Raw genomic sequence first — 14,608 nt, 5'->3', positions numbered from 1 at the left:
CACCCGGTCGGTGCAGGGAATTTTCTTTCTGTTGTCATGTAATTGCAAAATGCTGGTAAGTAGCAATATCTGAAATTGTTTGCCGGTGCAAATGCGGTGATTCGATTGCAAAAACAGGTGCAGGAAAAGCACCTGTTATTTTCGTCGCCGGACCTGCTGTTCGGGTTCGGTTAAATTATCGTATTATGGACTTAAAACAATTGAGTGAGCTGGGCGGTGAAGTGAATGTGACCGTCCGTCTGGAAGATCTCCGGCAATGGCACAAGGAGTTGACGGCAGTCGCGTCGCCGCCGTCCGTAATGCCGGTTCCGCAACACGCGGGCGAATTGTACACGCGAAAACAGACCATCGCGTTGTTGGGTGTCGATTCCTCTACGTTGTGGCGATGGGCCAAGAGCGGTTATCTTGTTCCCGTGGAGTACGGCGGGCAGCGCCGTTATCGCGTGGCGGATGTGCAACGGATTCTAAACGGAGACAGCCATGCCCGCTAAAACAGTGAAAAGAGAAAGCCCCTACCTGCGCGTGGGAACGACCATCTACAAGCGGGTCCGGCAGCCGTTGAGCAGCGGCCGGAGCGTCGAGACGCTCATCCCGTGGAATGTCGAGACCTTGCGTCAGGACTACGGGAAAAGCTATCTGGCCTGCATTCCGAAATACGACGGCTTTTGCACGGTTCCCGACCACACGAACTACCGCCGGGAGATCGACGGTTTCCTGAACCGTTACGAGCCGATTCCCTTTCAGCCCGCCGATGGCATCTTTCCGCACATCCACGACTTCTTGCAACGGCTGCCGGTATTGTTGCTGGTGTCGGATGAACGCAACACGGGAAAGACGACCTTTCTCAATCTCTTAAAGTCGATCTTCGATTTCCGTTCGCAATTCAATGACGACTGGATGGGCAAACTGCTGATCTGCGTGGACGAGGTGCTGCTCAACCGCCGCGAAGATTCCGAGAGGATCAAGAACCTATCGACTGCACGCAGCTACAAGGCTGAGGCGAAAGGCCGCGACCGCCGGGAGGTGGAGTTTTTCGGCAAGTTCGTCCTCTGCTCCAACAACGAGCGCAATCCCGTCCTGATCGAGGCTGCGGAAACCCGCTACTGGGTGCGGCGCGTGCCGCCGCTCCCGTATGACGATCAACACCTGCTGGCCAAAATGCGAGCCGAGATACCGGGGCTGCTCTTCTATCTGCAACAACGTATGCTCTCGTCACATGAAGAGAGCCGTATGTGGTTCGCGCCCCGGCTGCTGGTCACCGATGCCTTGCGGCGGATCATACACTACAACCGCAGCAAGACCGAAACCGAAATGCTGTCGATTATTCGCGATATCATGGATGCCGAGAACCTTGCGGAGTATCGGTTCGACGTGAGCGATATGGTCAATATGCTGGAGATACGCGGCATCCGTGTTGACCATCCCACCGTGCGGCGGATTCTTGCCGAAAATTGGCAGCTGCGACCCGCACCACCGACTTACTACCAACGCTATACGATTACCTACAACGGCGAAACGCAGCGGCAGGACAGCAAGACGGCACGGGTCTATACCGTCACGCGGGAACAACTCGGCGGATTGCTGGACGATGCTGCGATGTAAGAATGTTGAAAAAAGGAAGTAGCTTTCTTATTTTCATAATCTTACATCTCTTACAAATCCTCTTACAAAGTCTTACGGGTTCTTTCGGACTTACAGCGCCGGATGCCGTGTAAGAGATATGTAAGACGCCAACCTTTTCTTTCACTGGATTTTACACTTTTTCTCAACAAATTTACGGAAAAAATGACTGTCATACCATACAGCAACCGGATTTCCATCCGTGATTTTCTCGCCTGGCGCGGGATTCAGCCCAAGTGGACTACGTGCAAAATCTCTGGTACGACTTCGGACTGGGCGAAGGCGGTACATTGCTCACCCTCGTGATGCGGTTGGAGCGGTGCGACAGCCGCGAGGCGATCCGACGGCTGCAAAACGGTGAAAAAAGGGACGCCGGTTCCGTTTCTCTTTCACCGGGTGTTGGCGAGCGTCCAGCTGTCGGAGGGCCCTTGCCGGTCTTGCGTCCGGCCGCCGTCCCCGCGCTCCGGATCCTCTCCGACGCTCCGCTTCGTCATCCGGCATTGGTCGGTTATCTCTCTTCGCGCGGCATCGTCCCGTCTGTTGCCGCGGCATTCTGCCGCGAGGTTCGCTACGAGGTAAACGGCCGCGCCTTTTTCGCCGTCGGGTTCCGCAACGATGCCGGAGGGTGGGAGCTCCGTTCCGAGCGGTTCAAAGGCGGCTCCTCGCCCAAACACATCACCACCCTCGACAACCGTTCCGACACGGTGATCGCTTTCGAGGGATTTATGGATTTCCTCGCTTATCTCTCGCTGAAACATCCCGAACAACTGCACATCGACGCCGCGGTTCTAAACTCGGTCGTCAACCTGCCCAAAGCCGTACCGTTTATCTCACGGCATCCGGTGATTCACGCCTTCTTCGACAACGACGAGGCAGGGCGTAAAACGACCGCCGGTCTGATCCGTCTTTGCCCCCGCAGCGAGGTAATCGACCAAAGGCATTTTTACAGCGGGCACAAGGACATAAATGACTATCTGATCGCCTGCATAAAAGACCGATCTAAGACCACGAAAACTATATCCGATAAGCAAGATCACTCTTGTCGGAATGATCTGCAACCTTCGAAAGCGGATAAAGCTGCGATTGAGCCTCCGCGTCGGAAAGGGGTAAAGGTTTAAGGAAGGCAAGTTTGTGTTTTTGTCAGCCAAAAACCGGCCGCAAGGCCCTATCCCGATGGTCTCAACTCAAAAATTTCAATCCATGAATACACCGAAGAAAGGAGGCCGTCCGCCTTTGGGACGTGCCCGAAAACAGGAGTACCGCATCACCCTGCGGTGCAACACTGCCGGCAACTTCAAGCTCCGCGCCCTGGCCCGTGCGGCAGGTATTCCGCGCACCGAGGTGCTGCGGCAACTGATTCTCAACGGCTCGGTCCGCGAGCGGCTGCGGAGTGAGCATCTCGAATGGCTCGCCCAACTCAAGAGGCTTGCCCGCAATCTGAACCAGCTGACCCGGCTGGCCCACGCCCAGGGATTTGCAGCCGTTGCCGTGCGACATGCGACGCTTCAGGCCGAGCTGGTGCGGATGATCGAAGCCCTGCGCCGTGATCGGTAAGGTCATTTCGGGAGGATCGTTCGGCGGCACGGTCGGCTATGTGATGAAGGAGCAGTCGCGCGTGCTGGAGGCTCGGGGTGTCGAGCCGCCCGGTGTGCGGGAGATGGTCGAGGATTTCGAGGATCAGGCGCGCCTCAATCCCCGTCTGCAGCAGAACGTCGGACATATCTCCCTCTCGTTTTCGCCGGAGGATGCCCCGAAGCTCACCGACGAGCGGATGACACAAATTGCCCGGGAGTACATGCAGAAGATGGGCATCACCGATACGCAATACCTTTTGGTGCGGCACCTCGACCAGCCCCATCCCCATTGCCATCTGGTCTACAATCGCGTAGGTGATCACGGGCAGACCATTTCCGACCGCAACATCAAGCTCCGCAATGCGAAGGTGTGCCGCGAGCTGACCGAACGCTTCGGGTTGCATCTGGCACCGGGCAAGGAGGCCGTCTGGCGGGAGCGGCTACGCGAGCCCGACTGAACCCGGTACGAGATCTACGGTGCGTTCAAGGACAGCCTGCCAAAATGCAGGAACTGGAACGAACTGGAAGAGAGATTAAAGGAACAGGGCATCAATGTCCGCTACAAGTATTGCGGTTCTACCAGCCAAAAGCAGGGCGTTCTGTTCTCGAAAAACGGGCTGGAGTTCTCCGGCTCGAAGGTTGACCGGGCCTTCAGTTTCTCGAAGTTGGATCGCCACTTCGGACAGGCACAGCAGCGGCATACGACCCTGATGTCAGGACTCAAGGCGGCAGCCGGGAGCTTCCGGGCTGCTTTTGCAGGTCTGTTCGGAGGCGGCGCTCCTTCTCCGCAGCGGGAGGCGGTGGAGGAGGCGGAAGCCATGGCGCAGGATCGGTGTCGCTCGGCAGCGCCGGGTCGATTCCGCTGCCGCCATTCGACTCTCCATTTGCTCTTTCACTCGAAATGATGCAGCGACGCGAGGGTGAGAGCCCCGAGGAGCATATAGCCCGTATTACGGCGCTGATCAACAAGGCGGCCGAGGCGATGGCCGTAGCCTTGATGGAACGCAAGCGCCGCATGGAGGCACGCTCCCGCAAAATCGGATAACAAACCTAAAATACGAGAAAGATGAAAGAGAACACCCTGGAACTCTCCTTTGAGATGTACGAGGAGTTGAAGGAGACCCTTATCAAGACGCTCCGCACGGAGTTGGCCGAAGCCCGATCACAGTCGGCAGCGCCCGTTGATACGGACGCGATCAAGCAACTGCTTCAAGCGATCTCCGATCGGCAGGAGCAGATTAGGAAAGACCTCGGAGCGCAGATTTCGGAGATGGAAGAGAAAGTGGTCGGGATGGAGATTCCCGAGGAGTTGCCGCCGCGGATGGTGCAGCACCGTTTCTCGCTCTCTCTTGACGCAACCCGCAACTTTTGGCTCTTTATGTCGATGTTTGTCGTGATTGCGGTGCAGTCTGTCGGACTCTATTTAGACTGGCGGCCCGACCGAAGTCGGTATGACAACGATCTGAAGTATCGCTATGTGCTGATGAAGGGTGAGGCATCACCGAAACGGCTGTCGGAGTTGGAGGAGTTGTTCGAGGTCGAGCGGGACCAACGACGTATCGACTCAATGCGGCAGGATGTCGAGAAGTACGAACGCTTGGTACGCAGAAGGGCGGCTCTCGACGAGCAGGCGCGGCTGAAAGCTCAAGAGGCCGAACAGCTCAAACGCGACGCAGCAAAGTTAAAAAACAAGTAGCCCTTCCCTTTCTGCCGCAAAGATAAGCCGCCGGACGGACAACGCAAGGTCAGGACGAGTTGCCACCGGCAAACCTTGCGCAAAGTTCCTCCGGCGGCTTCGGAAGATTGTTGCCCAATGAAAAGGGAGGGATAGAAAGAGTAAAAGTCGGGCATGAAAAATCAAAACTGAGGGATGTAAACTAAAGTGAGTTAAGTAAAGAATTTACTAATTTTACAGATACTCTTTATTTATGAATAATTCATTCGAATCGGTGGATTTCAAGATGTAAACTATTGAAAAATAGAATATTGATGGTATGTTTATCCGGTGAGGATAGTGTATTAGCGCCACTATTGGAGATGTGTCCTGGTGGGGAAATAGACAGCCATCTGGAAGGGAGCGAACGCGAGTTCAGCAAACTGCCGTAATGGCCATATGAGCAGTCGGTACAGACTTCAATGGAAGAAGTGATCATAACACTCCCCGTGAGTGCGACTGGATATTTATCTTCAGGTTGTCTGCAAGCGTGAGAAAAACCCTTACAGTTTAGAATCATCTTCTGACAACCTCTTTTATTTGGAGATTTTTGATGATGTTAATAATTTAGGCAGAAGTCGTTTGGGAACATTGGAGGAACCGAAACAATCCCGAAAAATAACTTGTCATGGTTTAGCCCTACCGCTATGGATAAGGAATTTTATCCTATGCTTTACCTCGAATTGACTTGAACTGGGTATCGACCTTTTGTAGACTAAAAAGAAAATAAGCACAGTATTTGCCTGTTTGAAATGTCGTAAGTAAGAGCTACAAAACCAGTAGTTTTCGGTTCATTTGCTAATTTTTTGAATTATGTGTTCCCGTTGTCGTATTGCCGGGCTCTTTTATAATAAGGAGCTCCTTGGGCCCGAAAATACATGCAAACGCTTGGGAAAAAATCTTTCCGCCGCCGGATGCACCTGTCGATGCTCTCTTGGATGAAGAGACTGACTGATGACTGAACACGTTGTGAGACAGTATACACGCCTTTTTGTGCTCGGATTCTTGTAAAGATTGATTGAAGATTGGTGCCCGAAACCGAATGTTTTGTATAATTTTACATAACAAATCCTTGGAATCAGTAACCTTCATAGAGAAAGCAGCGATCTTTTCTTTAAAGTTGCTGAATTTCAGAGTATTATACAAGCCAATCCGTTAGTAAATTAGATGCTTATAAATACATTCTCAAAAAATGTCATCTGCTAAAAAATATTTGGATGATTATGAAATTACAAGGTGTAATAAGATTAATTGCAGTCTGCCCGTTACTTTTATCGCTCGGTATGCCGATAGCATATGGCCAGCCAGTAGCCGATAAACCCGGACTGCAGGAAAATCCCTATCAAGAGTTTTCGTTAGGTGCAATCAAACCGGCCGGATGGCTCGAAGAAATGCTCGTTCGCCAAAAAGAGGGACTGTCTGGCAACTTAGACCGGTTATATCCTCTCGTAATGGGGCCGACAAATGGCTGGCTAGGAGGAGACGGAGATCAATGGGAGCGAGGACCATATTGGATCGACGGTCTGTTACCGTTGGCATACATCCTTGACGATGCAGAACTGATTGCCAAAGTTAAGCCTTGGATCGAATGGACTTTGGCAAGCCAAAAGGAAAACGGGTATTTCGGTCCCGATACCGACTATGAAAATACCATTGTCGGAATCCAGCGTAACAACTGCGGAGATTGGTGGCCCAAAATGGTCATGTTGAAAGTAATGCAGCAATATTATTCGGCTACCGGTGACAAACGGGTCATCGATTTTATGACCAAATATTTCCAGTATCAACTGAAGACACTACCTGTGTATCCTTTGGATCACTGGACTTTCTGGGCGCGTTATCGCGGCGGCGACAATTTGATGTCCGTATATTGGCTGTATAATATTACGGGGGATGATTTTCTGCTGGATCTGGGGGAGATCATTTATTCGCAAACCTTCCCGTTTACTCAAATATTCACCTCACACAACTGGTGGCATACGGGAAGCATGCATTGTGTCAATCTCGCACACGGCATGAAGACCCCGTTAATCTATTACCAGCGCCACCCGGAGCAAAAATATGTAGATGCCGCAAAACAGGGGTTAAAAGATATCAATACCTTCATCAGCGGGCCACACGGAGTTATCATTGGAGACGAGGCGCTGCACGGCAATAACCCGACCCAAGGTTCCGAATTATGTACGGCTGTCGAGATGATGTTCTCTTTGGAGAATATGTTGCAAATCGCCGGAGATCCAGACTATGCATCTCAAATCGAACGCATTGCATTCAATGCACTTCCGACACAGATCTCGGATAATTTCATGACCCGTCAATATTTTCAGCAAATCAACCAAGTCGAAATTTCGATGTGCGACCGAAATTTTGATACAAACCATCATGGAACGACCACCTGTTTCGGATTGTTAAGTGGTTATCCTTGTTGTACATCCAACATGCACCAGGGATGGCCGAAGTTCGTACAAAATCTTTTTTATAAAACAAACGACGGGGGAATTGCAGCCCTGCTTTACTCTCCGTCACAAGTCAAAACAGAGATCAACGGACAACAAATTCTGATCAAGGAAAAAACCGTATATCCTTTCGAAGAAACGGTTCGCTTCCAAATCTACACCGACAATCCTGTCTGTTTTCCCTTTCACCTGCGCATCCCTGAATGGTGTACGGCTCCTGAATTGCACGTGAATGGCAAAAGCATAAAATTGGATAAAATAAAGAACGGTATAGCTGTTATAAAGAGGACTTGGCGAAATGATGATCTGGTGGTATTGAAACTTCCGATGAAGATTCGACTGACGGAATGGTACGAACGCTCCCAAAGTGTGGAGCGAGGCCCTTTGGTCTATGCATTGCGTCTTGAGGAAAAATGGCAGTGGAACGACAATGTTCCCGCAAATGGACGCCTGGACAAAGGTTTTTGGGAGGTTCATACAACCTCTCCTTGGAATTATGCGTTGATTGCACGAGATCCGGCCAAAATGGAAGAACATTACCGGGTAGCGGTACGTACCGACGTAACATCCTATCCCTGGAATATTTCCGGAGCTCCGCTTGAAATTCGGACGAAGGGCAAGAAAATTCCGGATTGGAATATATATAACGGCTCTGCAGGTCCGTTGCCATACAGTATTCCAGCTGGCCGAGAAATTAAAACGTCAGAAGAAGATATCATGCTGATTCCTTATGGATGTACAACCTTACGTATCGCGGAATTCCCCATTTTAGGTAAGTATGTCATTAAATGACATACTCATGCTTTAACATAACCCGTTGTGCATTTAGCATAAACGCACAACGGGTTATGCATATTTCTATGATTTTTTTGCAAATTTTTTAAGAATAAATATTAAGTACATGACAAAAATTTGAAGACATCGAATTTAGGTGTGTATGTCGGTCGTAAAATCACGTTTGAGATTTCCTTAAGACCATACTTGACCAACGCTTATCTCTTCTTCCATGCTTCAGAATTTTAATAGGTTTAACGTGTGTATCTTTATGTTAAACAACGAGATGCGTCCATACGAGAGCGATGCGGACCATCGCAGGCAGACGTGCGATGCGCTCTCTGTCTCGCGGGTATGTGTCCTCTATGTTGAAGCCCGAAGATTTTATGGCGCGGAAGGCCGTTTCAATCTCCCAACGCTTTTTGTAGCTCGCGACTCCATCTTCAGACCGGTTGAAACGGATCAGAATCTGAAGCTCGGGCACCCTCTTGATTCGACTTCCGGCAGGATAAACATACTGCCCTTTATGCAGAACGGTTTTGTAGTAGAACTTCTCCTGTCCGACTTTGAGGGAATTAAAGAGCCACCATGCCCTGATTCTTTCTCCTGTGGAGGGCTTGACAATCCAAATGTCCTGCCGGATACGGATGTAGTATCGAATTCTGTTGTCGTTGAGCCATCCAATCCACTCCTTGCCGATAAACTCGCGGTCGGCCACAAGACAGTCGATGCAGCCATGTCCAAAAAGTCGGATGAATCGCTCCATTATAGCCTTGCGTTCCTCCCAATTGGAATCTCCGCGCTTGCCCAACAGGCTGAACAGCAATGGAACGGCAATGTCCTTGTAGGTGACGCCGAGGGTGAGTATATTGATGTTGAACTCTCCGAACTTCCAGTTGGCTCGGTCCATACTCAGAACCCAACCGTCCTTAACAGGAAGCAAAGAGAAGATCATCCTTGCTGCCAGGTTGAGGTTCAAGGCATAGTTGGCGATGAACCGCTGAATGCAGCGCAGATTGGAATCGCGCTCAACCGACGCAGGCATCGCCGAAACCAGTTTGTGAAGGCTCACAGTCTGCACCCCACAAAGTGCATGGAGCATATAAGCCATAAGCTTTATGCGGGCAAGATCCATCGAAATTCCAAAATACTCTTGCATAATCGGGCGGATTTGGCTAACTTTAACCAAATCCTTGGAATCAGTAACCTTCATAGAGAAAGCAGCGAACTTTTCTTTAAAGTTACTGAATCTTAGGGGCTTCTGTAAACATAAACCGTTGATAATTAAATGCTTGGCAATACATTTTCAAAAAATGTCATCTACCAAAATCATAATCATAAAAATCGTATGGCGATCGTGAGACATTGGTATTTGTTGCTGCTGTTGTCAGCGGCTGGGTTATGTTCGTGCGACGGCGGCCGCCTCTCTGTGGTTTCGTCGGATTTCGGGACACTTTCGACCGGAGAGCAAACGACGCTTTATACCTTGACGAACCGTTCGGGCGCAAGGATGACCGTGTGCGATTATGGTGCGCGGATCGTCAGCATTCAGGTTCCGGACCGGGACGGTGTGCTGGGAGATGTTGTCGTGGGGTACGGGGACATTGCATCGTTTGAAAAGGGCGCGGAGCGGTTTATGGGTTGTGTCATCGGCCGCTATGGAAACCGGATCAACCATGCCTCGTTTTCCATCGATGGTCAGAAATACGAACTGGTGCCCAATGAACTGCGGGACGAAGTCCCCGTCCAGTGTCATGGCGGTCCCGAGGGCTTTGACCGCTTTGTTTGGGAGAGTACGCCCCTGCAGGAGAAGGATCGGGTCGGCGTGCGATTCCAGCGTGTCAGCCCCGATGGTGAACAGGGTTATCCCGGAAATCTGAATTGCTCGGTGACCTATTGGTGGACCGAAGAGAATGTCTGCCGCATCGAATATGAGGCGACCACCGACCGCCCGACTGTCGTCAACCTCTCGAACCATACGGTATTCAACCTGAAAGGTCCCGGGGACCGTTATGTCATGAATCATCTGATGCAGGTGGAGTCCGATACGTATGTCCTGGCCAACCGGCAGCTTTGTCCCGACCGGCTCCTTCCGGTGGAGGGTTCGCCGTTTGACTTCCGGCAGATGCGCCGGGTCGATTATCGGTTGGATAACTATGCCGATGAGCAGTTGCGCATCGCCAATGGTATGTCCGGGTGTTGGATCATCCGGGATTGGGACGGGTCGTTGCGGAAGGTCGTGGACCTCTACGCTCCGGAGAGCGGCCGCGGAGTCGTGACCCTGAGTACCGAACCGGCCTTTCTGACCTTTACGGGTCGGACGTTCGATGGCAGTCAGATCGGGAAATGCGGTCCGATGGAAAAGTATTGCGGAATGCTGCTGGAAACATTTCATGTTGCCGATTCGCCGAATCAGCCCGAATTCCCGTCAACTGTGCTCCGGCCCGGGGAAACCTACTCTTCGATAACCGAGTGGCATTTTTATGTCAAGTAGCATGATCCGCCCTTTTTTTGTGTCGTTGACGCTGTTCGGACTGCTGCTCTCCGTCCGGGTTTGGGGTTACGAATTCACCCACCTGACCAAGGACAACAACGGCCTCTCCTATGACGGAATCAGCGCCATCATGCAGGACTCCCGGGGCTTCATCTGGATCGGAACCTACAAGGGCCTGAACCGCTATGACGGAAATACGTTCAAGGTGTACGGAATGTTGGAAATGGGCCTTGACTCCGATTTCGTTTATTCGATTGTTGAAGATTCGGAGGGCAATCTCTGGATCGGGACCGATAAAGGGGTCTGCATGTACAGTTACCGGCAGGATCGCTTCGTTCCTCTGCGTACGGTCAGCTCCGAGGGCTCCGTCATCACCAATAAGGTGACGTTCATCACCGTTGAACCCGACGGCAGGGTCTGGATGCTTGTGAACGATCAAGGCTGTTTCGCCTATGACATTCACCGTGGGGAACTTCACGAATGGCCCTATCGGAAGATCGGATTTTCGGGATTCCGGAAGATGCTCCGGTGCGTCGACGGCGATGTGTGGATCTCCCGCTATCACTCCAATCTTTACCACGCGGACAGTTCGTTTCGGGAGGTACATCCGGTGGTGTTGGGGGATCAGTCGGATTTTTTCGAGGATGACGAGATCGAGGGGCTCTTCTATGCTCCCGACGGCAGCCTCCTCGTTGCCAGTATGAAACGGGGGCTCTCCGAAGTCGATCTGGTTGCGAAACGTGTCGAGGTGCTGTTGGCGTTGCCCGAGAACTCGCTATTGCAACATGCCTTTCTGGAGAACGACCGCAATGTCTGGCTGTCGACGTCGAAGGGTGTCTGGCGTTACGATCTGCTTACGGGAGAGTCCCTGTGCCTGCGGAACGACGAGATGGACATGTTCTCGCTGTCCAACGATTATACCACCTGCACGTTCGTGGACAAGGACGGCGGCTTGTGGGTTGGGACGAAGGATGCCGGGGTCAATTATTCGGGCCCGAGCCAGAACAATTTCGAGAAACAGTATCTTGCCGACGGCGAGTCGTTGGAGAATGTCCTGGTCAGCGGCTTTGCCGAGGATGAAGCGGGGCGGATCTGGGTAGCCACGGAGGAGAAGGGGCTGCTGGTCTACGATCCGCAGGCACACCGGACCTCGAAATACCGGCTTGAGGGGATTCCGTCAAGAATCTGCTCGATTTGCTATGACGACGGATATTTGTGGTTCGGAACGCGGGTCGGACTGTTCCGTCTGGATATTGCCGCGAACCGGCTCAAGGTCTATGGCGTTCTGAAGCGGGTGCAGGGCGTGAACGATCCAAATGTCTACATGATTTACAAAACTTCGGACGGAGAGATCTTTGTGGGTACGACGTTGGGGCTTTTCCGATATGAACGGTCGTCAGACTCGTTTCTTGAAATTCCGGCGTTCGACGGTATTTTCACCACCTCGGCGGTCGAGGACCCGCTGCATCCAGGGGTTGTCTGGTTCTCTAGCTATGCGAACGGGGTCTATTGTTGGGACTCCATCTCGGACAAACTGGTCAATTACGACGCTTCGTCGGGTTGCGGACTGACCAACGACAAGATCTGCTCGATTTTCATCGACCACAAGGCACGGATCTGGGCTGTGGGCTTCAGTATTGGGGTTGCAATGTTCGACCGTGAAAGCGGACGCTTCACGGTGTATGACCGCCGCAACGTCCAGGCACTGACGTCCGATGTCTTTTTCAAGGCGTTGGAGGATAAGGCCGGGAACCTGTGGCTTGCCTCCGACGAGGGCCTTGTGGAGTTCAATCCCGAGATCGGCGGCGGATATGTCTATACCCGTATCGATGGTCTGCTGGATTCGAAGTTTACGAACAGCGCCTTCCGGAGCGCCTCCGGAGACATGTACTTCGGATCCGACAATGGCTTCATCCGATTCAATCCCGAAGCGCTGCCGAGAACTTCGAACATTCCCTCCGTGGTGTTGTCCTCCATGCAGATCGGCGACCATGAAGCCCGGTTTGCGGAGAACCTCGATCTCATGTCGAAGATTTCGCTCGATCGCGAAAACAATTCGTTCGGGTTCAATTTTTCGCTGCTCGGGCTTTCGGCTCCCTTCTCGAACAAGGTTCAGTGTCTGCTGGAGGGGTATGAGAGCTCCTGGCGGGACATTGCCGCTACGAAATCGGTCTTTTATTATAATGTACCTCCCGGGCAGTACCGGCTTCGGGTACGGGCTCAGTCCGATGAGAAGTGGATGGAGGTACGGCCGCCGCTTGTGATTGCCGTACATCCGGGCTTCTGGGCCTCGGTTCCGGGGGCGATGTTGGTTGTTCTGATCGTATTGGTCGTGTTTTTGCTCTGCGTGCTGGTCATTCAGCATCGCCTCCGGCTGCGTAAGGAGCGCGAACAGGAGGCTTATCAGAAGGCCAAGGACGAGGAGATGTTCCATGAAAAGATGAATTTCTTTTCGCATGTCATCCATGAGATCAAGACGCCGCTGACGTTGATCAAGACGCCCTTGAGCAATGTGATGAGCCGGTGTGCAGATGAGGAGAACCAGCACGACCTGAACGTTATGTACCGTAGTGCGGAGTACCTCTCCAAGCTGGTGAACGAACTGCTGGACTACGTCCGCATCGAGCGGATGGGCTATGCGCTCAAGTGCGAACCCGTCGATTTCCTGGAGCGGCTCCATTCGTTGCTGTTCAGTTTTGCGGATGTCGCCCGGGACCGCAATCTGACCATCGAGGTGCAGGCTGATCTGGAACAGGCGGTCGTATATGCCGATTCGGCCGCTTTGGATAAGATCCTGAACAACCTGCTGCTCAATGCGATCAAGTATGCGGAGACGAGTTTGACCATCTGCGTCCGTACGGACGAAGGACGGGTTGTGGCTGATTTCATCAACGACGGCCCCGGGATCCCGAAGGAGTATCGGGACGAGATTTTCAAGCCTTTCGTCCAGTATCAAAACGATTCGACTCCGGTTTCAGGCGGTGTGGGAATCGGTTTGCCGCTGGCCAAGAATCTGGCTCGGATGCATTCCGGCGATCTGATCTTATCCGGGCGTACGGACGTGACGGACTTCGTGTTGACCCTGCCGATGGTCGATTCCGAAGAGAAGACGCCCGAGATGGGGGGTGAGGAGCTTTTCGAGGAGGAGAAGAAGACGGGACCGGAACTTCCCTGTATTCTGATCGTGGACGACAACCGCGAATTCCGCGAGTATCTGGCCTCGAAACTCGCCGAGAACTATGCGATCCTCATGGCTCCGACGGGTGTCGAAGCCTTGAAAATCCTCAAGGAGAGCGATGTGGACATGTTGTTGACGGATATCTCCATGCCCGGAATGTCCGGCCTCGAATTGTGTGCGAAGGTCCGCGAGGATATTGAAATTTCGCACATCCCGGTCCTCATCATCTCGGCCCGCGGTTCCGTACAGTCGAAAATCCAGGCGATGCAGGCCGGAGCGGACCTCTATATCGAGAAGCCTTTCGACCTGCAGTACCTCGTTTCGAGTATCGAGAACATCCTCGACCGCCGGGTACTCCTGCGCAATGCGCTGGAGCAGGGAGTCTCGGGAATGGCCGTCGACATGTTCGGACTCCCCAGAAAGGATGAGGAGTTCCTGGAGAAGTTCAGCTCCATCATCCGCGAGAATCTCGGGAATGCCGAACTCTCGAACGAATTCCTGGCCGAACAGATGAATATGAGCCAGTCGACCCTGGTGCGTAAGATCCGCAAATTGTTGAATACGTCGCCGAACAACTATGTCCGTTCGATGCGGATTGCGGCCGCTGCGGAGATGTTGAAGAATTCTCACGGAAACAATATCTCCGAAATCTGTTATTCGGTCGGTTTCTCGAATCTCTCCTACTTTACCAAATGCTTCAAGGAGAAGTACGGTAAAACCCCTACTGAAATTGTACGGGATCAGGCCTCCGAGCAGTAGATTGTGGCTTGGAAGGCCTTCTGGCGGGCATTGATTGGA

General features: G+C 52.3%; 10 protein-coding genes and 1 pseudogene. 10 read left to right on the top strand and 1 reads right to left on the bottom strand.

The window, feature by feature from the left end; translation table 11 throughout:
* Positions 1 to 185 precede the first annotated feature (185 nt).
* From BHV64_RS13220 to BHV64_RS13185, 8 genes are all read left to right on the top strand, one after another.
* On the top strand, positions 186 to 491 hold the full coding sequence (locus BHV64_RS13220) for a helix-turn-helix domain-containing protein (protein WP_149887635.1): 306 nt from the start codon (positions 186 to 188) through the stop codon (positions 489 to 491).
* Positions 481 to 1,602, top strand: a complete 1,122-nt coding sequence (locus BHV64_RS13215) for a primase-helicase family protein (RefSeq protein WP_288116246.1) — start codon at positions 481 to 483, stop codon at positions 1,600 to 1,602. The genes BHV64_RS13220 and BHV64_RS13215 overlap by 11 nt, the downstream gene beginning before the upstream one ends.
* Before the next feature lie 254 nt (positions 1,603 to 1,856).
* A complete protein-coding gene (locus tag BHV64_RS13210; protein WP_288116244.1) occupies positions 1,857 to 2,738 on the top strand; it encodes a toprim domain-containing protein in 882 nt (293 codons plus the stop codon).
* Between the two features lie 82 nt (positions 2,739 to 2,820).
* Positions 2,821 to 3,174, top strand: a complete 354-nt coding sequence (locus BHV64_RS13205; RefSeq protein WP_019152325.1) for a plasmid mobilization protein — start codon at positions 2,821 to 2,823, stop codon at positions 3,172 to 3,174.
* Positions 3,164 to 3,652, top strand: a complete 489-nt coding sequence (locus BHV64_RS13200; protein ID WP_227901018.1) for a relaxase/mobilization nuclease domain-containing protein — start codon at positions 3,164 to 3,166, stop codon at positions 3,650 to 3,652. Before BHV64_RS13205 ends, BHV64_RS13200 begins: the two co-directional genes overlap by 11 nt.
* A 446-nt stretch (positions 3,653 to 4,098) precedes the next feature.
* On the top strand, positions 4,099 to 4,239 hold the full coding sequence (locus tag BHV64_RS13195) for a hypothetical protein (protein WP_229108299.1): 141 nt from the start codon (positions 4,099 to 4,101) through the stop codon (positions 4,237 to 4,239).
* 21 nt (positions 4,240 to 4,260) lie between these two features.
* The gene (locus BHV64_RS13190; protein ID WP_019152326.1) at positions 4,261 to 4,890 is read left to right on the top strand and encodes a hypothetical protein; all 630 of its coding nucleotides are present in this window, start codon (positions 4,261 to 4,263) and stop codon (positions 4,888 to 4,890) included.
* 1,235 nt (positions 4,891 to 6,125) lie between these two features.
* Complete coding sequence (locus tag BHV64_RS13185) at positions 6,126 to 8,156, top strand: beta-L-arabinofuranosidase domain-containing protein (RefSeq protein ID WP_288116235.1); 2,031 nt, start codon at positions 6,126 to 6,128, stop codon at positions 8,154 to 8,156.
* A 101-nt stretch (positions 8,157 to 8,257) separates the two neighbouring features.
* On the opposite strand, the pseudogene BHV64_RS13180 reads toward BHV64_RS13185, so the two are convergent.
* Positions 8,258 to 9,351, bottom strand: a pseudogene (locus BHV64_RS13180) (IS4 family transposase).
* 75 nt (positions 9,352 to 9,426) lie between these two features.
* Here BHV64_RS13180 and BHV64_RS13175 point away from each other — a divergent pair.
* Together BHV64_RS13175 and BHV64_RS13170 are read left to right on the top strand one after the other, a co-directional pair.
* Positions 9,427 to 10,632 carry an aldose epimerase family protein gene (locus BHV64_RS13175; RefSeq protein ID WP_288116233.1) on the top strand — a complete coding sequence of 402 codons (1,206 nt, stop codon included), beginning with the start codon at positions 9,427 to 9,429 and terminating at the stop codon, positions 10,630 to 10,632.
* Position 10,633: 1 nt separating this feature from the next.
* Positions 10,634 to 14,569 (top strand): hybrid sensor histidine kinase/response regulator transcription factor, encoded by a 3,936-nt coding sequence (locus BHV64_RS13170; RefSeq protein ID WP_019152330.1) that lies wholly within the window; start codon positions 10,634 to 10,636, stop codon positions 14,567 to 14,569.
* Positions 14,570 to 14,608 lie beyond the last annotated feature (39 nt).

It is taken from the genome of Alistipes sp. 56_sp_Nov_56_25, assembly GCF_001915285.1.
In the GTDB taxonomy this organism is placed as follows: domain Bacteria; phylum Bacteroidota; class Bacteroidia; order Bacteroidales; family Rikenellaceae; genus Alistipes; species Alistipes shahii.
This window is presented reverse-complemented; position numbering and strand designations above follow the sequence as displayed.